Consider the following 20,319-nt stretch of genomic DNA (forward strand, 5'->3'; position numbering starts at 1 on the left):
TGAAACGCTACCGGAAGTCGTGCTTGACGCCGGTGACATCGCCAGAGTAGCGTGCCGAAAGGCATTTCGGTGAGTTTCGGAACCGAAGCCGAGCAATCACATTCCGGGCTTCCCCCGAGCCCGCTCGATGATGAGCTAGGAGATCTCAGATGACACGCATCACTCGCCGGATGACGCGGGCCACGGCCCTGCTCGCCGCCGGCGCCCTCACGGTGGGACTCGCCGCCTGCGCGCAGGGCGCCGAGCCGGCCAGCACCCCCCTTGCGGACGCGGGCGCCGAAGGCGTCGACGACGGCTCGACCCTCACCCTCTGGACCCGCGCACCCCTCGAGAAGCAGGCCAACCTCCTCGTCGACGCCTACAACGCGTCGCACGAGAACCAGGTCGAGCTCACGGTCGTGCCGAACGACGACTACGTGGCCAAGGTGGGCGCCGCCGCCGGTTCGGGCGGCCTGCCCGACCTGTTCGCGGCCGACATCGTCTACGTGCCGAACTGGGTGAAGCAGGGCCTGTTCCAGGACATCACGGCCAACATCGACGGCTTCGACTTCAAGGACAGCATCAACCAGGGCCATCTCTCGGCCGGCACGCTCGACGGTGAGGAGTACGTGCTCCCGTTCGTGCTCGACCTCTCGATGATGTTCTGGAACAAGGAGCTCGCGACCGAGGCCGGCCTCGACGCCGAGGCAGGCCCCGCGAACCTCGAGGAGTACGCCGAGTGGGCCAAGGCCATCCAGGCCCTGAACAAGCCCGACACGTACGGCACAGCCACGGGCCTCAACTGCGGCGGATGCCTCGTCTTCACGTGGTTCCCGAGCGTCTGGGCCGACGGCGAGGAGGTGCTCTCCGACGACGGCACCGAGTCGCTGCTGAACAGCGACACCGCGAAGGACGTCTACTCGACGTGGAAGGACCTGTGGGACTCGGGCGCCGTGCTCCCGTCGTCGCAGGACGAGGCGGGCCCGACCTGGACCGCCGGCTTCACCGAGGGCAAGGTCGGCCTCCAGTTCTACCCGGCCACGCTGCTCTCCTCGACGCCGTTCGACGTGGGCGTCGCGGGCATCCCCGGCCCGAAGGGCGGCGGCTCGACGTTCGTCGGCGGTGACGGCATCGGCATCTCGAAGGACTCGAAGAAGGCCGCGCAGGCGTGGAACTTCCTCAACTGGCTGATGTCGGAGGACGCGCAGGTGCAGGTGCTCGCGAAGGACAACGACGTGGTGTCCCGTTCCGACCTCGCCGACAACGAGTACTCGCAGAAGGACCCGCGCCTGATCACGATCAACGAGGTGGCCGGCCACGGCGACACCCCGGTCGCGATCAACTTCCAGCAGGCGTTCAACGCGCCGTCGAGCCCGTGGCTCACGCTTGTTCGGAACGCGGTGCTGGGCGACGGGGACTCCGTCGACGCCGACAACGACGAGATCACGGCGGTGCTCTCGCAGTAGTCGCACCACGACCGGCCGGCGCGCGGACGTCCATGCCGCGCGCCGGCCGACCGGCCCCATCGAAAGGCTCCACCATGACCGCCACCCTCCCCGCCGACGCGGCCGAAGCTGCCGCGGCATCCGCCCGGCGTCGCCACCCCGGCCGGCGCGGCGCGATCACCGGCTGGCTCTACGCCCTGCCGACCGCGCTCTTCGTGCTCTTCCTCTTCGCCCTGCCGCTGCTGCTCGTGCTGCAGATGTCGGGCTCCGACTGGCCGCTGCTCGGCGGCAACCAGGGCTGGAACTTCCCCGAGAACTACCAGGACGCGGTGTCGAACCGGTTCTTCTGGGACTCGGTGCTCTTCACCCTGAAGTACACGATCCTCACCACGATCATCCTGCTCGCGCTGAGTCTCGGCCTCGCCCTGCTGGTGCAGGAGTCGACGCGCTGGAAGGGCCTACTGCGCACGTCGTTCCTCGTGCCGAGCGCCCTCGGCCTGGCATCCGCGTCGCTGCTCTTCTACGTGCTCTACTCGCCGATCGCCGGACCGTTCGCCGGGCTGATGAAGGCGTGGGGCTTCACGTTCCTCGGCACGCCCGACGGCGCGCTGTGGTCGACCATCTTCCTCATCGTCTGGCGCTACGCGGGCTTCTACATGCTGCTCATGCTCGTGGGCCTGCAGGGCATCCCCGACGACGTGTACGAGGCGGCGCGCATCGACGGCGCCTCGCGCTGGCAGACGTTCCGCAGCGTGACCCTCCCGCTCCTGCGGCCGACGCTCGCGCTCACGACCGTGCTGTGCGTCACCGGCTCGCTGCTCGCGTTCGAGCAGTTCTACATCCTCACGAAGGGCGGCCCCGACAACTCGACCATCACGATCGTGCAACTCATCTACGGCGTCGCGTTCCAGGGCCAGAACGACCTCGGCGTCGCCGGCGCCCTCTCGGTGATCGTGCTGCTCGCGCTCATCGTGATCAACATCGCGCAGATCCGCGCGTTCAACCGGAAGGCCGAGGACTGATGAGCACGACCACCACGCGCCGGCCCTCCGACGAGTCGGATCCGCGCTCCGACAGCACGATCGCGATCGTCGCGCCTGAGTACCGCGGTTCCCGCGACGGCAGGGGCCGCTTCGGCGGCGGCGCCGGCAAGCGGCCCGCGCCGACCTCGTTCGCCGGCATCGCCATGCGCACGCCGTACTGGGTCGTGACCGGGGCGCTCGCGCTCCTCTTCCTCTACCCGCTCATCTGGACGGCGATCTCGTCGGTCTCGCCGCTGCCCGGCACGAACCAGGTCGACGGGTGGGGCTTCGGCAACTACGCGACGCTCGCGAACTACCAGGCGGGCATCTGGGTCTACCTGTTCAACTCGACCTTCGTCTCGCTGCTGACGGTGCTGCTGACCCTCGTGATCTCGCTGCTCGGCGGCTACGCGTTCGCGCGGTTCCGGTTCCCGGGCAAGGACCTCCTGTTCCTGTCCACGCTCGCGATCCTGATGGTGCCGTACACGACGCTGCTCATCCCGCTCTACGTGCTGTTGAACGCGGTGGGGCTGTCGAACTCGCTCGTCGGCGTCGCGCTCGTGCTCACGATGTTCCAGTTGCCGTTCTCGATGTTCATGATGCGCATCTCGTTCGAGTCGGTGCCGCGTGAGCTCGACGAGGCCGCGATGGTCGACGGATGCTCGAGCTGGCGCGTCCTGTGGCAGGTGCTCGTGCCGGCGGTGAAGCCGGGCCTCATCACCGTGGGGCTGTTCGCCTTCCTCGCCGCCTGGAACGACTTCATGGCCCCGTTGATCCTCATCAGCGACACCAACCGGATGACCCTGCCCCTCGCGATCTCGAACCTGCGCGGTCAGGTGCAGGGCGTCGTCGACTACGGGGCCACGGAGGCGGGCGTCGTCGTGCTCGCCCTGCCGTGCATCCTCCTCTTCCTGATCCTCCAACGTCACTACGTGCGCGGCTTCATGTCGGGCGCCTTCAAGGGATGAACATGACCCGCACCGCAACCATCACCACCGCCCACCTCGTGCCCGTCGCACCGAGCTGGGGAGCCCTGCGCCCGCTCGGCCTCGACGAGGTGACCATCACGGGCGGGTTCTGGCACCACCGCCAGGAGGTGAACGGCACCAACACGCTCGCGCACATCGAGGGATGGCTCGAGCGCGAGGGCTGGCTCCCGAACTTCGACCTCGCGGCATCCGGCCGGCTGCCCGAGGGGCGCCGCGGACGCGAGTTCTCGGACTCCGAGGTCTACAAGTACCTCGAGGCCGTGTCGTGGGAGATCGGCCGCCGTGGCGGCGATGAGGACCTCGAGGCGCGCCTGCACCGCATCGTCGCCCGGGTCGCCGCGGCGCAGGACGCGGACGGCTACCTCAACACGCAGTTCGGCCGGCCCGGGCAGGGTCCGCGCTGGTCCGACCTCGAGTGGGGGCACGAGCTGTACTGCCTCGGGCACCTGTTCCAGGCGGCGGTCGCCCGGGTGCGCACGCGTCCCGCCGCGGACGACGGGCTCATCGACGTCGCCCGGCGTGCCGCCGACCTCGTCTGCGAGGTGTTCGGCGAGGGCGGCGACGAGCGCATCTGCGGTCACGCCGAGGTCGAGGTCGGGCTGGCCGAACTCGGCCGGGCGCTCGGCGAGCCGCGCTACGTCGAGCAGGCCCGACTGTTCGTCGAGCGTCACGGCCGCGGCACGCTGCGCGACATCGAGTGGGGCCGTTCGTACTACCAGGACGACCTCGCCGTTCGCGAGGCCGACGTGCTGCGCGGCCACGCCGTGCGGGCGAACTACCTCGCCTCGGGCGCCACGGATGTCGCGGTCGAGACCGGCGACGACGAGCTGCTGCGCGCGCTCGACCGGCAGTGGGACGCGACCGTCGCCCGCCGCACGTACGTGACGGGCGGGCAGGGCTCGCACCACCAGGACGAGGCGTTCGGCGACGACTGGGAGCTGCCCGCCGACCGGGCCTACTCCGAGACGTGCGCGGGCGTGGCATCCGTGATGTTCAGCTGGCGGCTGCTGCTCGCCCAGGGCGACCCGCGGCATGCCGACCAGATCGAGCGCACGCTCTTCAACGTGATCGAGACGTCGCCGTCGGCGCAGGGCACCGCGTTCTACTACGCGAACACGTTGCACCAGCGGCAGCCGGGCTCCGAGGCGGAGGCCGACGTCGTCTCGCCGCGCGCCCACTCGTCGCTGCGCGCGCCGTGGTTCGACGTCTCATGCTGCCCGCCGAACACGGCGCGCACCTTCGCGAGTCTCGCGGCCTACGTCGCGACGGCGGATGCCTCGGGCATCCAGCTGCACCAGTACGCGCCCGCGTCGATCCGCACCACGCTCGCCGACGGGCAGGAGGTCGCCATCGAGGTGTCGACCGAGTACCCGGCGTCCGGGGTCGTGCGCGTGCGGGTGCTGACGGATGCCACGGCGCCGTGGACGCTGTCGCTGCGCGTTCCGGCGTGGGCTTCGGGGGCCTCGCTCGCGGTCGTGCCGGCGGACGGTTCGGCCGCCGCGCCGGCGCCCGCGCCCGTCGCCGCCGCGCCCGGCGTCGCCCGTGTCGAGCGGGCGTTCGCGGCCGGCGACGAGGTCGTGCTCGAGCTGCCGGTCGCGCCGCGGTTCACGCGTCCCGACTCCCGGGTCGATGCGGTGCGCGGATGCCTCGTGGTGGAGCGCGGGCCCGAGGTGTTCGCGCTCGAGTCGGTCGACCTCGCGGGCACGGCGCTCGCGGCATCCGACTTCGCCGACCTGCGCGTGGATGCCGCGGCCGAACCGCGGGATGCCGCCGATGGCGCGGTGATCGTGACGGTCGCCGACGAGCGCACCGGCGCGCGGGCCGAGGTGCCGCTCGTGCGGTACCACGAGTGGGCCGAGCGCGGCCCGTCGCGCATGCGCGTCTGGGTGCCGGAACTGGTGTCCGCGGGTTGAGGAGCGGAGAAGCCGCGTCTCGAACCCCGCCCGCTGCGTCCGCGGGTTGAGGAGCGGCGGAGCCGCGTCTCGAAACCTGCCTGAGGAACGTTCCCGCTCCGCTCATGTCGAATCCGCCTCACATGAGGCGGATTCGACACGCGGCTGACGGCAAGCACTGTTGAGCCGGCACGGCGCCGGACATGGGTGACGTCCGGGACGGTGGCCGCACCACCGCCCCGGACGTCGGTCCGTCGCGCCTGAGGCGCGTCAGTCGATCAGCCGCGGCCGTTCGCCGATGCCGCCGGCATCGTGATGTTCAGCTGCAGGCTGTCGGTGAGCCGGATGTCCCGCGACGAGGAGCCGACCGCGAGGTCGTAGCGGCCCTTCGGGGAGACCCACTTGTCCGCGTCCACGTCCCAGATGGAGAACGGGTGGCTGCTCGCCGCCGAGTCGACCACGAGCTCGACGCGCGTGCTCTCGCCCGCGGCCAGCTGGATGCGGTCGAACGCGACCAGGCGCTTCCCGGGCTCGTTCGCGGCATCCGGCAGCGTGAGGTACACCTGCGGCACCTCGGCGCCGTCGCGCTCGCCCGTGTTCGTGACCGTGAACGACACCGTGGCGGTCGCGCGCTCGTTGGTGCGGCGGTCGCGGTCGACCTTCACCTTGAGGTCCGAGTACTCGAACGACGTGTAGGAGAGGCCGTGGCCGAACTCGAACAGCGGGTCGATGCCCTGCTCGTCGTACCACTTGTAGCCGACCTGCAGGCCCTCGGTGTAGTTCACCTGGCGGATCTCATTGGTGCCCGCGGGGCGGGTCGTCGTGCCGTCGGAGAAGATGCCCGGGTAGCGGGCGGGGTCGGAGCCCGTTGGCGTGTCGGCGAGCTTCTCGGGCAGCGTCATCGGGAGCTTGCCCGACGGGTTCACGTCGCCCCAGAGCAGGCTCGCGAGCGCCGGGCCCATCTGCTCACCCGGGTACCACGCGTGGAAGACGGCCTTCACGTCGTCGATCCACGGCATCTCGACCGCACTGCCCGCCTGGATCACGACGATCGTGTTCGGGTTCGCGGCCGCGACGGCCGAGATGAGCGCGTCGCCGTTGCCGTCGAGCGCGAGGCTCGTCGGGTCGGCGAACTCGCCCATGCGCTTGTAGCCGAAGACGACCGCGACGTCCGCCTGGGCGGCGGCGGCCGCGGCGGCCGCGACATCCGTGCCCGCGTTGAACGTCACCGCAGCGCCGTCTTGGCCGGCACGCGTGGTGATCGCCGCCTGCGGCGACACGAGCGCCTCGCAGATCGAGGTGTTCGAGTTGCGGTTGAACATGCTGCAGACCGACGTCGCGCTGATGCCGTTGGTGGGCGTGGCCGATGCCGTCGGACCGAACAGCGCGACCGTGTCGCCCGCCGCGGGAGCGAGCGGCAGTGCGCCGTCGTTCTTCAGCAGCACCGTGCCCTCCTCGGCGAGCTCGCGGGCGATGGCCTTGTGCTCGGGGGTCGAGGAGTTCGGGTTGACCGCCGTGGGCAGCGGGTGGTCGAACAGACCGCCGCGGATGTACGAACGCACGACGCGGAACGCCGCCGTCTCGATGTCGGCCTGCGTGATCTCCTTCGCGGCGAGTGAGGCGTCGAGGCGGGCGGGCGTGTACCAGATCGGCCGGTTGAGCTCCTGGTCCATGCCCGCCTTGAGCGAGCCGGCGGTCGTGTGCACCGAGCCGAAGTCGCTCATCACGTAGCCGTCGAACCCGATCTTCCGCTTCAGCGTGTCGCCGATGACGTACGGGTTCTCGCACGCGTAGACGCCGTTGATCTGGTTGTACGAGCACATCGTGCTCTCGGGACCGGCCTCATCGGCGATCTCGTAGGGGAGGGCGTAGACCTGGTGGAACGTACGCTCGTCGATGTTCGACGAGCTGGTCTGCCGGTCGAGCTCCTGCTCGTTCGCGACGTAGTGCTTCGGCGTCGCCAGCACCGCGACCTGGTCGTCGTCGAACTGGTAGCCGCGGATCGCGGCCGCGCCGAGCGCGCCCGACAGCAGCGGGTCCTCGCCGAGGTACTCGGAGTTGCGGCCCGAGAGCGGCGTGCGGCCGCTCGCGATGCCCGGGCCGAGGATCACGTTCTTGCGGTTCTGGAACGACTCGACCGCCTGCGCGACGCTCTTCGCCTCGACGAGGTCGGGGTCGAACGTCGCCGCCATCGCGATCGGAGCCGGGAATGCGGTGGTGCCGGCCGTGCGCCGCACGGCGTCGGCGCCGTCGGTGTACACCACCGTCGGCGTGCAGGGAACCTGCACGGGGTAGACGACGCCCGAGAACGTCGTCTGCAGCGGGCTGTTCGCCGGCTGCTCGACCAGCCAGCGGTACTTCTGATTCTGCGTGCTCGCGGCGAGCAGCGCGTGCGCCCGCTGGTCGGCCGTCTTCGACGTGTCCATCCACGGATACGCCGAACAGTCCTCGGCCGTCGCGGGTGCGGCGGCGGTGGCGACGACGCCGCCGGCGGCGATCGTCACCCCGATCGCCACGGCCGCGAGCCGCCGCCACCGGCTGCGCGCCGGTCGTGCGGTGATCGAATCCATCGATCTCTCCCTCTTCCTTGAAGGTGTCCCCTGACGGGCGTGCCCCGCCAAGCCCTGCCTGCACAGCGTGGAGACCGATCTATGTAGACCGATCTACACTCTGAACCGTTTCACAGCCTAGCCATGGGGCCGTGACGGATGGAAGGGGTAGCGCGGATTTCGTGACGGATGTCGCGTGGCGGCTCCGGACTTTCGTCCGGCTCATGTCGAATCCGCCTCACATGAGGCGGAGCGGACACGACGCATGCGGATGCCCCGAAACCGGGGTCTTCCGCCGCAGCGCCCGGGCGTGCCATCCTGACCGGGTCACGGACGACATCGGGCTGGGCCCGCCCGCGGGCCTTCGGGAGGCCGCCATGCGCACGTCGAACCACACCGCCTCGTACCCCGCGCGCGAGCGCCGAGGCATCCGTCGACTCGGAACCGTCGTCGGCGCGCTCGTCGTGGCCGCGGCGACCGCCACCCTCACGGGCTGCATCTCGTTCCTCCCGCCGGGTACGCACGGGGGCGCCTCGACGCCGCCCGCCGACGAGACGGCGGCCGGCGGTCCGCTCGTCGGCGATCCCGACCTGCTGCCCGGCGAGCGCGCATGCACGCTGACGGAGGGGAACGCCCCGTGGTATCCCGGCATGGCCGCGTTCGAGGTGCACGACTCCGATCGCACGCACCTGTACGGCTGTGCGAGCTTCCTCGGAGACACCGGCGGCGACGACAACCAGGTCTTCGCGTACCAGTCCGACGAGATCTACATCACGCCCTACAACATCGTCGATCGTGGCCCCGACGAGCTCTACGTGTACGGCGGGGGCTACGGCGACAACCCGGATGCGTCGGGCTCGTTCGTCTCGCGTGTCGAGCCGAGCACCTTCAACGAGGTGTGGCGGCGCGTGCTCATCAACACGCACGTCACCGGGGAGTGGAACTACCCCGGCGTGCTGAACTCACTCGCGACCGACGACCTCATCGTGATCTACGGCTACCGCATCGCGAAGCTCGACCCCGACACCGGCGAGGTGCTCGCCTCGACGACGCTCCCGACGGGCGACTCCGATCCCGGTGACACGGCGTACAACGGCTACGACGCGTTCCCCGACGGCACGCTCATCGCCAAGACCGTGAACCGACAGCCCGGATGCACCGAGCAGGGCTTCTCGGCGTTCCTCGACTGCCCCGACCCGTCCTCGGCGCCGGCGTCGGTGCTCGTCGCGATCGATCCCAATACGCTCGAGATCCTCGACCAGGTGACGCTCCCCGAGATGATGGGCGGGCGCGTCACGACCACCGTGTTCCAGGGCGAGGACGTGATCTACCTGCCCGGCGCGACGAAGCTCTACCGGTACACCTGGTCGAACGGCGAGCTGGCACCGGATGCCGGGTGGGGCCCGGTCGACTACCTGCTCGACGGGCAGACCGCGGCATCCGCCATGGCCGTCATCGGCGACCAGGTCGTGGGCATGACCAACGGTGGCGCGCCGACCTCGACGCCTATGAGCGTCTTCGCGGTGAGCCAGGCGGATTCGAGCCAGGTGGCGAACCTGCAGCCGTTCGCGGACTCGGGCGCAAAGAACAGCTTCATCCCGTCGATGGTGTCCGTCGACCCCGAGAACGAGCGCGTCTACGTCATGGACGCGGGCGCCGCGATGCTCGGCGGTGTCGACGTCGGCGATTCGGAGCTGACGCTCGCGTGGTCGGCCGATCAGCGCACGCTGAGCTTCACGACGCTCATCGGGCCCGCCGACGACCGGGTCCTCATCGGCACGCACATCCCCGTGAAGACGTTCCAGGGCCTGCAGGACTACACCACCGAGGAGGTCGTCTGGCGCGACGCGGACTCGGGCGACGAGCTCGCGCGCTCGAGCGTGCTGCCGAAGATGACGACCGGCATCCTCGTGACGCCGGGCTTCGGCGGGCTGCAGTACTTCCTCACCGCGGACGGTCACATCATCGGGCTGCAGGTGGTGCCGGCGCCTCCGACGGCATCCCCGACGCCCACCCCGTAATTCGCCGAAGAGCACGAGGTCGTACCGCGTGCCGTCAACGCTCGTCTCGTAGTTCACCTCGGTCCCGTCGGGCGGCCCGGCGATGGCGAGCGACCCGGATTCGTGACGGATGTCGCGCGCTGGGGGTCGTTTCCCGCGTGCGGCCCGTCAGAATGGTTGGAGTGCCGCTCGGCACGTCTCACTCGACGACGAACCGCGGGTACTCCCATGCAGCGATCCGTGTCGGCCCAGATCACCGTGACCGTCGCCGACGCCGCCCGTCTCGCGTTCATGGTCGCTGTCGCGGGCGGGGCCGACGACGAGCGGCTCGAGCTCGCGTCGAACGGTGCGCCGATCGATCCGGTCGAGGTGACGGATGCCGCGGGCAGCCGCATCCACGTCGTCGACACGGAGCCCGGCACCGTGTCGCTCTCGTACGCCGCGACCGTCGACGGACGTCACCCGTCGGTTGCGCCTGCCTCGGAGCTCGAACTGCTCGAGTACCTGCGACCGAGCCGCTACTCCGAGGCCGACCGGCTCGGCCCGACCGCTGCTGCAGAGTTCGCGGGCCTCGGCGGAGCGGCGCTGCTCGACGCTGTCTCGTCCTGGGTCGGCACCCGGCTGGCCTACGTGCCCGGATCGAGCCAGCCGACGGACGGCGCGGTGCAGACCCTGCTCGCCCGCAAGGGCGTGTGCCGTGACTACGCCCACCTCGTCGTCGCGCTGCTCCGTGGGCTCGATGTGCCGGCGCGGCTCGCCGCGGTGTACGCGCCCGGTCTCGATCCGATGGACTTCCACGCCGTCGCCGAGGCGCACGTCGATGGCGCCTGGCACGTCGTCGACGCGACGGCGCTGGCACCGCGGTCGACGCTGCTGCGCATCGCGACGGGTCGGGATGCCGCCGACACGGCCTTCCTCAGCTCCTACGGCGGCAGCGTGTCGCTCGAGCGGCTCGAGGTGACCGCCGTCGTCGACGACCTGCCGCGCGACGACGTGACCGAGCTGGTCGAGCTGCGCTGAGGCTCGCGATCAGCGGGCGCGTCCGGCGTCAGCTCGGCGCGTCCTCGTCCCTGTTCGCGGCCGCCTCTGGATCCTCTTCGGGCTCGAACGTGGTCGGTTCGCCGGCGCCGACGCCCACGCTGCCGGGCTCGTCCGGAATCGTGCCCTCCGACCCGAGGCCGTGGTCGCGCGTGACGTCGTCGCGGTCCGGCTGGTCGGGATCGCGTTCGGCGTCCCGATCCTCGTGCCCGCCCGTGGTGTCGCTCATGATGGCTCCTCGTCGTTCGGCTTGCGCCCACCTTCGCATTGGGTCGCGGCATCCGGACCCGGCTTGACATCGTGTGCCTGCCTGGGCTCGACGTGGTCGTCGCGATGCGGTCGGACGGCGTGGTCGATGACGTGACAGGCGTCAGCCCTCGGTGGGCCCCGGCGTCGAGCTCACGATGCCCTGCTCGGAGTTGAGCGCCACGCGCCCGCCGTACTGGCCGAAGAGCACGAGGTCGTACCGCGTGCCGTCGATGCTCGTCTCGTAGTTCACCTCGGTGCCGTCGGGCAGTCCGGCGATGACGAGCCCGTCGGGCGTCATCAGGCGGTCGCCGTCGGTCGTGACCGCGAGCGTGGTGGGGTACATGCCGGTCGTCTGCTGCGCGACGCCCATCATCTGCTCGGCCGAGCGGGCGGATGCCTCGAGCTGCCGCAGCTCGTCGTCGACGGGTCGCACGACGGCCGGTGGTGCCGCCGGCGGCTCGTCGAAGCGCTCGGCGAGCACCGACATGAACAGGTACGGGATGAACGAGATCGCGAGGAGTGCGAGCGCGACGACCGACAGGATGATGCCGATGAACGCGTTCGTCGCGCGCTGGCCGGCGCGCACCGCGCGCACCCGCACGACGATGCCGAGCACCAGGGCGAGCACGGCGAGCGCGGCGAGGCCGCCCGTCGCGATCGGATCGCGGAATGGCGTGACCATCGTGAGCAGCGCAGCGCAGATGCCGACGACGAGCGAGACCGTTCCGAGCGTGTCGAGCCACCCGGTGACGGCGGGCGGGCGCTGGGGCACGACGGTGACCGGCATGGAGTCGACGTCGCCCGTCGGCGTCGCGGGAACGCGCGCCGCCCGGGACGCCGGCGCCGGAGGTGCGGGCGGGGTGCTGCTCGGAGGTGCTGCCGACATCGTGGGGCCTTCCACTCGACCGACGGGTGCGCGGCGGTGCTGTGGGACCATCATCCGACCGGGCGGGATGCGCGAACCTCTCGATCCGGTCACGACGGTATCGATCCGGTCACGACGATCACGAACGGGTCACGTGCCGGTCTCGAACGGGTCACGAAAGCCGTCGGGCCGACTGAAATGCATGAGATTCCGGTGGATGCCCCGCTGGGAAGCCGCATCCAACGGAATCTCATGCATTCGCGAGATGCGGCGCGGCGCGCGCGAATCGCCGAGGCGAGCAGTGGCGGCATCCTTGCGCACCGTGGGAGTCTGGCCGGATGCAGCGGTGGAACCATCGGGTCGCCGTGCTCGTGCTCGACGGCGCGAAGCCGCTCGACGTCGGCATTCCGGCGCAGATCTTCTCGACCCGGCAGAGCATGCCCTACGAGGTGCGCGTGTGCGGCGCGCGTCCCGGCATGGTGACCGGCGGCGACGGGCTCTCGTACCACGTGGCCGACGGGCTGGAGGCGTTCGAGTGGGCCGAGACGATCTTCATCCCGGGCTACCGGCGTCCCGACCGGGAGGATCCACCGGCCGAGGTCGTCGACGCCCTGCGCGCGGCGCACGCCCGCGGCGCCCGGCTCGCGGCGATCTCCACGGGCGCGTTCGCGCTCGCCGCGACGGGCCTGCTCGACGGGCGGCGCGCCACGACGCACTGGCACTACACGCACGCGCTGCAGGCGCGGCATCCGTCGATCAGGGTCGACGAGAACGTGCTGTTCGTCGACGAGGGGAGCGTGCTCACGTCGGCGGGCGCGGCATCCGGGATCGACCTGTGCCTGCACCTCGTGCGACGCGACCACGGCGTCGGACTGTCGAACCACGTCGCCCGTCGGCTCGTCGCCGCGCCGTACCGCAGCGGCGGGCAGGCGCAGTACGTGCCGCGTGCGCTGCCCGAGCCGCTCGGCGAGCTGTTCGCGGCCACGCGGCAGTGGGCGGTGGAGCGCCTCGAGCGGCCGCTCACCCTCGGCGACCTCGCGCGCAACGCGAACGTGTCGCCGCGCACGTTCTCACGCCGCTTCGTCGAGGACACCGGCTACACGCCGATGCAGTGGATCCTGCGCGCGCGCATCGACCTCGCGCGCGAGCTCCTCGAGCGCACCGACCTCGGCGTCGAGCAGATCGCGGACCGGGTCGGCCTCGGCACGGGCGCGAATCTGCGGCTGCACTTCCACCGCATCCTCGGCACGTCGCCGAGCGAGTACCGGCACACCTTCGCGGAGCCGGCTGCGTAGCGTCCCGGTGCTCGAGGAGGCCGCGAAGCAGCAACCCGGTGGTCGAGTAGGCCGCGAAGCAGCCCCCGGTGGTCGAGTAGGCCGCGAAGCAGCCCCCGGCGGTCGAGTAGGCCGCGAAGCAGCCGTATCGAGACCCGGCGGATGCCCCGAACCCGGGCTCCGGCCCTCAGGCCAGCGCGGCCTGCCGCTCCGACAGCACCGCCGCATGCTCGGTGCGCGCGAGGAAGTCGCGGATCGTGTCGCGGCTCCGGCTCAGGCACGCGATGCGCTCTTCGATCCCGGTGAGCTCGTGCGCGAGCATGTCGGCGACGGTGCGCGGGCAGCTCGGGCGCTCGTCGGCCGCCGCGTCCTCGAGCTCGAGCACCTCCTTCACGAGGCGCGTCGTGAGTCCCGCCTGCACCAGGCCGGCGACCCGGATGACGCGGTCGACGTGCTCCTCGTCGTAGTCGCGATATCCGTTGGGCCGCCGGTCGGGGGCGAGCAGCTCCTGCTGTTCGTAGTACCGCACCAGCCGCGGAGAGACCCCCGCGCGGCTCGCGAGCTCGCCGATCTTCATGGGCTCGCCTCCTCATTCGATGCGATCTGCGAGACAGACCTTGACATTGACATCAATGTCAAAGTTTAGCGTCGAAGCATGGACCGCACCAGTACCCGGATCACCCCCGCCGTCGCCGCACTCCCCGCCCGCCCGGCGCGGCAGCCCCGCCTGCCGTGGCCGTCGCTGCTCGTGCTCGGCGGCACGGCGTTCGTGATGGTCACGGCTGAGATGCTGCCGACCGCCGTGCTCCCCGAGATGAGCGCGGGGCTCGGCGTGACCGAGGCGCAGACCGGCTTCCTCGTCTCGCTGTGGGCCGCGGTCGTGGTCGTCGGCAGCCTGCCGCTCGTGCGCCTCACGCGACGGCTCGACCGGCGCGGCGTCGTCGTGTGGAGCCTCGTGGGGCTCGCGGCATCCGTCGCGGTGACGGCGCTCGCGCCGACATACCCGATCGCCGTCGGCGGACGACTCGCGGGCGCCCTCGCCGTCGGCCTGCTCTGGGCGACGACGAACGCATACACCGCCGACCTCGTCGCCGACCGCGACCTGGCCCGCGCGGTCGCCGTGGTGCTCGGCGGGGCGACGCTCGGCACCGTCCTGGGCACGCCGATCGGGAGCCTCGTCGCGCAGGGCGTCGGTTGGCGGGCGGCATTCGTCGGGCTCGCCGTGGCGGCGGTCGTGGCGGCAGTGCTCGTGCGCACAGTCATCCGGCGTCCGGCCACCGTGGCACCGGGATCGATCCCGATCACGCCGACGGATGCCGCGTCCGAGCTCGCGCCGATCGCGGTCACGCCGACGGATGCCCCGGCGGCGGATTCCCCGACCACCCCGGCATCGCGCGGGGCATCCGGAACCCTGCGCCCGATGCTCGCGATCGTGGGACTCGTCGCGCTGCTGCTCGTCGGGCACTACGGCGCCTACACGTTCATCACGCGACTCGTCGAGGCGCCCGCGCGGGCGATGCCCGGTGGCGTCGGCGGCATGCTACTCGCGTTCGGCGTCGCGTCCTGGCTCGGGATCGTGCTCGCAGGACGGTCCGGCGCGCGCACGGCGCGGGTGCTCGTCGCCGGCGCGGTCGTCACGGCGGTCGCCGTCGCGGCACTCGAGTTCGTCGGCGTGCACCCGATCGTCGGTATCGCGGTGGTCGCAGTCTGGGGCGTGGCATCCGGGGCGCTGCCGGCGCTGGCGCAGACGATGATCCTGCGTCTCGGCGGCACCGAGCGACGCGCGCTCGCGGGCGCGCTCATCCCGGTCGTGTTCAACCTCGGTATCGCGATCGGCGCCGCACTGGCCGCACTCGTGGTGGACGCGTCGGGCGTGGCGGCGCTGCCGCCGCTGGGAGCCGTGGTCGTCGCCGTCGCCGCAGTCGGGCTGTTCGTCGTGCTGCGCCGATCGCGCGAGGAATCGGCGTGAGCTACACGTCGACGCCCGGCACGATCCCGACGCCGGGGTTCGAGATGCCGGCGATCCAGTTCGGCGCCATCGGCAGCAGCACGCCGTAGTAGATCGCCATGATGAGCGCGAACATCGCGTACGCCATGACCACCATCGTGAGGATGCCGAGGACCGTCCCGAGCACGGCCGCCCATGACACCGGGTGGTCGATCGCGCGGAACCGGCTCCGCGCCATGAGCCCGAACCAGATCGCGAAGCCGCCGAAGAACGCGACCACGGCGACGCGTCCGATCTCGGCCGCGAGCGGCACGAGGAACGCCACGGCGAGGGATGCCGCGCCGAGCCCGAGCGCGGCCCATGCGAAGAAGCGCGCCCAGCCGACGCCGGCGGTGTGCTCGTAGGGGATCATCCGAACGATTCTGCCCGGTCCGGGCGTCGCGGCGCGAGGATGGACCCATGCCCACCCGGCTCCTGCTCATCTCCGACACGCACGTCCCGGCGCGGGCCAAGCGCCTGCCCGACCAGGTGTGGCGCGCCGTTGACGAGGCCGACCTGGTCGTGCACGCCGGCGACTGGGTGGACGTCGCGACGCTCAACGCCCTCGAGGCCCGAGCCGCCCGTTTGGTCGGGGTCTTCGGGAACAACGACGGCCCGGCGCTGCAATCCCGGCTGCCCGAGGTCGCACGGTTCGAGCTCGAGGGCCTGCGGTTCGGCGTCGTGCACGAGACCGGCCCGACGAGCGGGCGCGAGCTCCGAGCGGATGCCGCGTACGCCGGTCCGGGCGACGGGCGCCCCGAGCTCGACGTGCTCGTCTTCGGGCACAGCCACATCCCGTGGGACACGGTCACGCCTCGCGGCATCCGCCTGCTCAACCCCGGATCGCCGACCGATCGGCGGCGCCAGCCCGTCTGCACGATGATGACTGCGGTCGCGGATGCGGGGGAGCTGCGCGAGGTCGAGCTCGTGGCCGTCGAGCGCTGAGTCGCGGCATCCATCGCCCTCGAATGCGACGAATGCGAGCGTGGCGCGATCCTTGCGCATGCTGTCGCTCCGGCCACTGCCGCGGATGCCGCGCATCGACGATCCTCGTGGGGTACCACTGGGAACGAAAGGAACCCCACGCATGACCCGCATCGCCGTGAACGGCTTCGGACGCATCGGACGCAACACCCTCCGCGCCCTACTCGAGCGCGACTCCGACCTCGAGGTCGTCGCCGTCAACGACCTCACCGACCCGAAGGCGCTCGCCCAGCTGCTGCGCTTCGACAGCTCCCTCGGCCGCCTCGGCCGTCCGGTCGAGGTCGACGGCGACGTGCTCGTCGTCGACGGCCGCCGCATCAAGGTGCTCGCCGAGCGCGACCCCGCGAACCTGCCGTGGAAGGAACTGGACGTCGACGTCGTGCTCGAGTCGACCGGCCGCTTCACCTCCGCCGAGGCCGCCAAGGCGCACCTCGACGCCGGCGCCCGCAAGGTGCTCGTGAGCGCGCCCTCCGACGGCGCCGACGTGACGCTCGCCTACGGCGTGAACACCGACGCGTACGATGCGGCATTCCACACCATCGTGTCGAACGCGTCGTGCACCACGAACGCGCTCGCGCCGCTCGCCAAGGTGCTCGACGACCTGGCCGGCATCGAGCACGGCTTCATGACCACGGTGCACGCCTACACCCAGGAGCAGAACCTCCAGGACGGCCCGCACCGCGACCCGCGTCGCGCCCGCGCCGCCGGCGTGAACATCGTGCCGACCACGACCGGCGCCGCGAAGGCGATCGGCCTCGTGCTGCCGGGCCTCGACGGCAAGCTGTCGGGCGACTCGATCCGCGTGCCCGTGCCCGTAGGCTCGATCGTCGAGCTCAACACGACCGTCTCTCGCGAGGTCACCCGCGACGAGGTGCTCGCCGCGTACCGGGCTGCTGCCGCTGGGCCGCTCGCCGGTGTCCTCGAGTACTCGGAGGACCCGCTGGTGTCGTCGGACATCACCGGCAACCCGGCGTCGTCGATCTTCGACGCGGCGCTCACGCGCGTGGACGGCAAGCACGTCAAGGTCGTCGCCTGGTATGACAACGAGTGGGGCTTCTCGAACCGCGTGATCGACACGCTGGAGCTGCTCGCGCAGGGCTGAGCCTGCCCTCTCGACCGTTCGATCGCCTCGTCCCAGGTGGGTTCCTCCTCCTGGAACGGGGCGATTCGTTCACTCGTCGACAAATCGACTTGTAGACAAATCGACGAATCGACTTGTAGACAAATCGACGAGCTGACTTGTAGACGAATCGACGAGCTGACTTGTAGACGAATCGACGAGCTGACTTGTAGACGAATCGACGAATCGACCGGTTCTGCGGCAGGATCCCGACTCCCAGCGTCGAGACACTGCGAACCGCAGTTGGCCGGATGTCGCGCAAGCTCGGCAGGCGACCGGTCGCACGATGTCGGTGGTTCGAAGCAGAATTGGCTGGTGACTCGTCGTGGGCTGATCCTCTTCGCCGCGCTCGGCGTCGCCTGGGGCATCCCCTACCTGTTCATCAAGGTGGCGGTGAGCGAGCTCGACCCCGCCATGGTGGTGCTCGGGCGATCGGCGCTGGCCGCGCTCCTGCTGATGCCGCTCGCGTTCTTCCGTCGCGAGGTCTGGCAGGTCGTGCGGCGGTGGAAGCCGATGGCGGCCTACACGCTCGTCGAGATCATCCTGCCGTGGTACTTCCTCAGCTCGGCCGAGCAGAAGCTCCCGAGCTCGACCGCGGGTCTGCTGCTCGCCACGGTGCCACTCGCCGGCGTGGCCATCGCGTTCATCATGGGCCGGCCCGAGAAGCTCACGAGACTCAACTGGCTCGGCATCGGCTTCGGCATGCTCGGCGTCGCCGCGCTCGTCGGCCTCGACATCGCCGGGTCCGACCTCATCGCGGTCGCCGAGATGGCCGTCGTCGTGGTCGGCTACGCCCTCGGCCCGGCGATCCTCGCGCGCTGGATGTCCGACCTCCCCGGCGTGGGCGTGGTCGCCGTGTCGCTCGCCGCGACGGCGGTCGTGTACGTGCCGTTCGTGCTCTTCACCGGCGCGTGGCCCACGACCTGGCCGTCGACCTCCGTCATCCTGTCGATCGTCGTGCTCGCGGTGATCTGCAGCGCCCTCGCGTTCCTGCTCATGGTCGCGCTCATCGGGGAGATCGGCCCGGTCAAGGCCACCGCCATCACCTACGTGAACCCGGCCGTCGCGATCCTCGCGGGCGTGCTCATCCTCGGCGAGCGCATCACGGTGTGGACGATCGTCGGCTTCGTGCTCGTGCTGCTCGGCTCCTACCTCGTGACGCGCAAGCGCCGTGAACTCGTCGCGGCCGAAGGGCCCGAGGAGGCCTGCGCGGAACAGGAGGCGGCCGAGGAGGCGCTGGATGAGCGTGGCTCTGCGCCCGGCTCCGACGCAGAGGCACGTCGCCCCTAGCCTCGACCATTGCCAGCACGGCACGACCACGCCAGCATGGGGCGCATGGATGTCGAGCCGATCACGCCGCAGCAGTTCCACGACGCCGACGGCGTCGACGACTGGCGGGTGCTCTACTGGGGCGCGCACGCGTTCTTCCGCGCCACGTCGTATGCGCAGGCCGCAAGGTTCGTGGCCGCGGTCGCCGAGCTTGCAGCACCCACGCGGCACGACCCCGACGTCGACCTGCGCCGCGAGGGCGTCGCGGTGAAGCTCATCACCCGCGGCATCCGGAACCTGAGCAACCGCGACATCGAGCTCGCGAGGCGCATCTCCGAGGTGGCGCGCGACCTGGGACTCGACGCCGACCCGTCGGCGCTGCAGATCGTGCAGGCGGCCGTCGCCTCGCCGCCGTCGGCCGACGTCATGCCGTTCTGGACCGCCGTGCTCGGCTACGTGCGGCCGAACGGGTCCCACCTCGTCGACCCGCTGCGGCGCAACCCGTCGTTCTTCCTCCAGCCCGAGGAGCGCGTCGCGCCCGGCCGCGGGCGCATGCACATCGACGTGAGCGTGCCGCACGACCAGGTGCACGCCCGCATCGACGCAGCCATCGCGGCCGGCGGGCGGATGGCCGACGACTCCTTCGCACCCGAGTGGTGGACGCTCGCCGACGCCGAGAACCACGGCGTCGACATCACGACGTGGTGGGGCCGCGACGCCACCCGCCTGGAGGAGCAGCGGGAGGACTGACGCGGGCCGGGCACGGCCCGGACGGTCGGCGTCCTACCAGGTGCCGCCGACGGGATGCTCGTCGTCGGTGAACATGCCGCCGAGCGGGCCGCGCGGCGCCGGGATGACAGGCGCGACGCCGTCGCGCTCGGTCGCGACGCGGACGGCGTCGTCATGCGGCTCGAACCCGATGGCCCGGCCGGCCTCCAGCGAGAAGCGAGCGGGCGCGTTCGCGGAGACGCCCCACACGAGGTGGTGGCGTCCGTCGTCGACGCGCAGCGCCGCCTCGATGAGTCGCACGGCGTCGTCGACCGAGAACCACTGCGCCAGGCTGAGGCCGAGCGTGCCGCCCTGCCCGGGGTCGGGCGCGAAGTGGCAGATGCGCGCCGTCACGATGCTCATGCCGAACCGGTCGGCGTAGAGGCTGCCGAGCGCCTCGAGGGCCGCCTTGCTGACCCCGTAGTACGTGTCGGGCCGTGGCAGCAGCGGTTCGTCCTGCGCGGCATCCGCGACCTCGGCGAACCCGACGGCGTGCACGCTGCTCGCCAGGAACACCCGGCGCACACCCGCCGCGCGAGCCGCCTCGAGCACCTTCTGCGTTCCGTCGATGTTCACGCGCAGCAGGTCGGCCCACGGACGCTCCGACGAGAGCGCGGCGAGGTGCACGACCGCATCGGCGCCGGCGACGACTCGGCCGAGCGCCTCCGCGTCCTCGATCGAGGCGCGGTGCCACTCGATCGCGCCGAGTCCGAGGTCGTCGGATGCCGCGGCATCCTCGGGCATGTCGAGGTCGACGAGGCGCAGCACCCGGCCCGGTCGGCGCAAGAGCGGCACCACGCGTCGGCCGATGCGCCCCGACGCGCCCGTGACGACGACGACCTCGCTCGCGGCATCCGTTGCACCCATGCGCACGATCATGCCAAACGGT

Annotated in this window: 19 protein-coding genes; 12 read left to right on the forward strand and 7 right to left on the reverse strand. The window is 71.0% G+C overall.

Going from position 1 to position 20,319, the window contains the following annotated elements; genetic code table 11:
- Positions 1–149: 149 nt before the first annotated feature.
- The 4 genes from ACFVN5_RS04235 to ACFVN5_RS04250 all read left to right on the forward strand — a co-directional run bounded on the left by ACFVN5_RS04235 (position 150) and on the right by ACFVN5_RS04250 (position 5,348).
- Positions 150–1,445: an ABC transporter substrate-binding protein gene (locus ACFVN5_RS04235; RefSeq protein ID WP_376953423.1), complete on the forward strand. Its 1,296-nt coding sequence runs from the start codon at positions 150–152 to the stop codon at positions 1,443–1,445.
- A gap of 74 nt (positions 1,446–1,519) precedes the next feature.
- Positions 1,520–2,446 carry a carbohydrate ABC transporter permease gene (locus ACFVN5_RS04240; RefSeq protein WP_376953424.1) on the forward strand — a complete coding sequence of 309 codons (927 nt, stop codon included), beginning with the start codon at positions 1,520–1,522 and terminating at the stop codon, positions 2,444–2,446.
- A gap of 164 nt (positions 2,447–2,610) precedes the next feature.
- Complete coding sequence (locus ACFVN5_RS04245; RefSeq protein ID WP_376954311.1) at positions 2,611–3,414, forward strand: carbohydrate ABC transporter permease; 804 nt, start codon at positions 2,611–2,613, stop codon at positions 3,412–3,414.
- Complete coding sequence (locus ACFVN5_RS04250; RefSeq protein ID WP_376953427.1) at positions 3,411–5,348, forward strand: glycoside hydrolase family 127 protein; 1,938 nt, start codon at positions 3,411–3,413, stop codon at positions 5,346–5,348. The genes ACFVN5_RS04245 and ACFVN5_RS04250 overlap by 4 nt, the downstream gene beginning before the upstream one ends.
- A gap of 257 nt (positions 5,349–5,605) precedes the next feature.
- Here ACFVN5_RS04250 and ACFVN5_RS04255 read toward each other — a convergent pair whose 3' ends face one another.
- Entirely contained in the window at positions 5,606–7,897 is a 2,292-nt protein-coding gene (locus tag ACFVN5_RS04255) for a beta-glucosidase (protein WP_376953428.1), read from the reverse strand.
- 356 nt (positions 7,898–8,253) lie between these two features.
- Here ACFVN5_RS04255 and ACFVN5_RS04260 point away from each other — a divergent pair, with 356 nt between their 5' ends.
- Entirely contained in the window at positions 8,254–9,897 is a 1,644-nt protein-coding gene (locus tag ACFVN5_RS04260; protein WP_376953430.1) for a hypothetical protein, read from the forward strand.
- Positions 9,898–10,104: 207 nt separating this feature from the next.
- Positions 10,105–10,896: a transglutaminase family protein gene (locus tag ACFVN5_RS04265; RefSeq protein WP_376953431.1), complete on the forward strand. Its 792-nt coding sequence runs from the start codon at positions 10,105–10,107 to the stop codon at positions 10,894–10,896.
- Between the two features lie 28 nt (positions 10,897–10,924).
- Here the strand turns inward: ACFVN5_RS04265 and ACFVN5_RS04270 are convergent, their stop codons facing one another.
- The 3 genes from ACFVN5_RS04270 to ACFVN5_RS04280 all read right to left on the reverse strand — a co-directional run bounded on the left by ACFVN5_RS04270 (position 10,925) and on the right by ACFVN5_RS04280 (position 12,349).
- Positions 10,925–11,143, reverse strand: coding sequence for a hypothetical protein (locus ACFVN5_RS04270; protein WP_376953434.1), 219 nt, complete (start codon positions 11,141–11,143; stop codon positions 10,925–10,927).
- A 141-nt stretch (positions 11,144–11,284) separates the two neighbouring features.
- Positions 11,285–12,049, reverse strand: coding sequence for a hypothetical protein (locus ACFVN5_RS04275; RefSeq protein ID WP_376953436.1), 765 nt, complete (start codon positions 12,047–12,049; stop codon positions 11,285–11,287).
- A 129-nt stretch (positions 12,050–12,178) separates the two neighbouring features.
- Positions 12,179–12,349 carry a hypothetical protein gene (locus ACFVN5_RS04280; RefSeq protein WP_376953437.1) on the reverse strand — a complete coding sequence of 57 codons (171 nt, stop codon included), beginning with the start codon at positions 12,347–12,349 and terminating at the stop codon, positions 12,179–12,181.
- Positions 12,350–12,366: 17 nt separating this feature from the next.
- Here ACFVN5_RS04280 and ACFVN5_RS04285 point away from each other — a divergent pair, with 17 nt between their 5' ends.
- Positions 12,367–13,323 carry a GlxA family transcriptional regulator gene (locus ACFVN5_RS04285; protein ID WP_376953438.1) on the forward strand — a complete coding sequence of 319 codons (957 nt, stop codon included), beginning with the start codon at positions 12,367–12,369 and terminating at the stop codon, positions 13,321–13,323.
- A gap of 166 nt (positions 13,324–13,489) precedes the next feature.
- On the opposite strand, the gene ACFVN5_RS04290 is transcribed toward ACFVN5_RS04285, so the two are convergent.
- Positions 13,490–13,879, reverse strand: a complete 390-nt coding sequence (locus ACFVN5_RS04290; protein WP_376953440.1) for a MerR family transcriptional regulator — start codon at positions 13,877–13,879, stop codon at positions 13,490–13,492.
- A 78-nt stretch (positions 13,880–13,957) separates the two neighbouring features.
- Between ACFVN5_RS04290 and ACFVN5_RS04295 the strand changes: the two genes are divergently transcribed.
- Positions 13,958–15,271 carry an MFS transporter gene (locus tag ACFVN5_RS04295; RefSeq protein WP_376953442.1) on the forward strand — a complete coding sequence of 438 codons (1,314 nt, stop codon included), beginning with the start codon at positions 13,958–13,960 and terminating at the stop codon, positions 15,269–15,271.
- A 1-nt stretch (position 15,272) separates the two neighbouring features.
- Here ACFVN5_RS04295 and ACFVN5_RS04300 read toward each other — a convergent pair whose 3' ends face one another.
- Complete coding sequence (locus tag ACFVN5_RS04300; protein WP_376953443.1) at positions 15,273–15,662, reverse strand: hypothetical protein; 390 nt, start codon at positions 15,660–15,662, stop codon at positions 15,273–15,275.
- Between the two features lie 47 nt (positions 15,663–15,709).
- Between ACFVN5_RS04300 and ACFVN5_RS04305 the strand changes: the two genes are divergently transcribed.
- The 4 genes from ACFVN5_RS04305 to ACFVN5_RS04320 all read left to right on the forward strand — a co-directional run bounded on the left by ACFVN5_RS04305 (position 15,710) and on the right by ACFVN5_RS04320 (position 19,412).
- Entirely contained in the window at positions 15,710–16,234 is a 525-nt protein-coding gene (locus ACFVN5_RS04305; RefSeq protein WP_376953444.1) for a metallophosphoesterase family protein, read from the forward strand.
- Between the two features lie 142 nt (positions 16,235–16,376).
- Positions 16,377–17,375 carry a type I glyceraldehyde-3-phosphate dehydrogenase gene (gene gap / locus ACFVN5_RS04310; RefSeq protein WP_376953447.1) on the forward strand — a complete coding sequence of 333 codons (999 nt, stop codon included), beginning with the start codon at positions 16,377–16,379 and terminating at the stop codon, positions 17,373–17,375.
- Between the two features lie 333 nt (positions 17,376–17,708).
- Positions 17,709–18,683 (forward strand): DMT family transporter, encoded by a 975-nt coding sequence (locus tag ACFVN5_RS04315; protein ID WP_376953448.1) that lies wholly within the window; start codon positions 17,709–17,711, stop codon positions 18,681–18,683.
- Between the two features lie 45 nt (positions 18,684–18,728).
- Positions 18,729–19,412 carry a VOC family protein gene (locus ACFVN5_RS04320; RefSeq protein ID WP_376953450.1) on the forward strand — a complete coding sequence of 228 codons (684 nt, stop codon included), beginning with the start codon at positions 18,729–18,731 and terminating at the stop codon, positions 19,410–19,412.
- Between the two features lie 33 nt (positions 19,413–19,445).
- Here the strand turns inward: ACFVN5_RS04320 and ACFVN5_RS04325 are convergent, their stop codons facing one another.
- Entirely contained in the window at positions 19,446–20,297 is an 852-nt protein-coding gene (locus ACFVN5_RS04325; RefSeq protein ID WP_376953452.1) for an NAD-dependent epimerase/dehydratase family protein, read from the reverse strand.
- Positions 20,298–20,319 lie beyond the last annotated feature (22 nt).

Source organism: Agromyces sp. NPDC057865 (assembly GCF_042796995.1).
In the GTDB taxonomy this organism is placed as follows: domain Bacteria; phylum Actinomycetota; class Actinomycetes; order Actinomycetales; family Microbacteriaceae; genus Agromyces.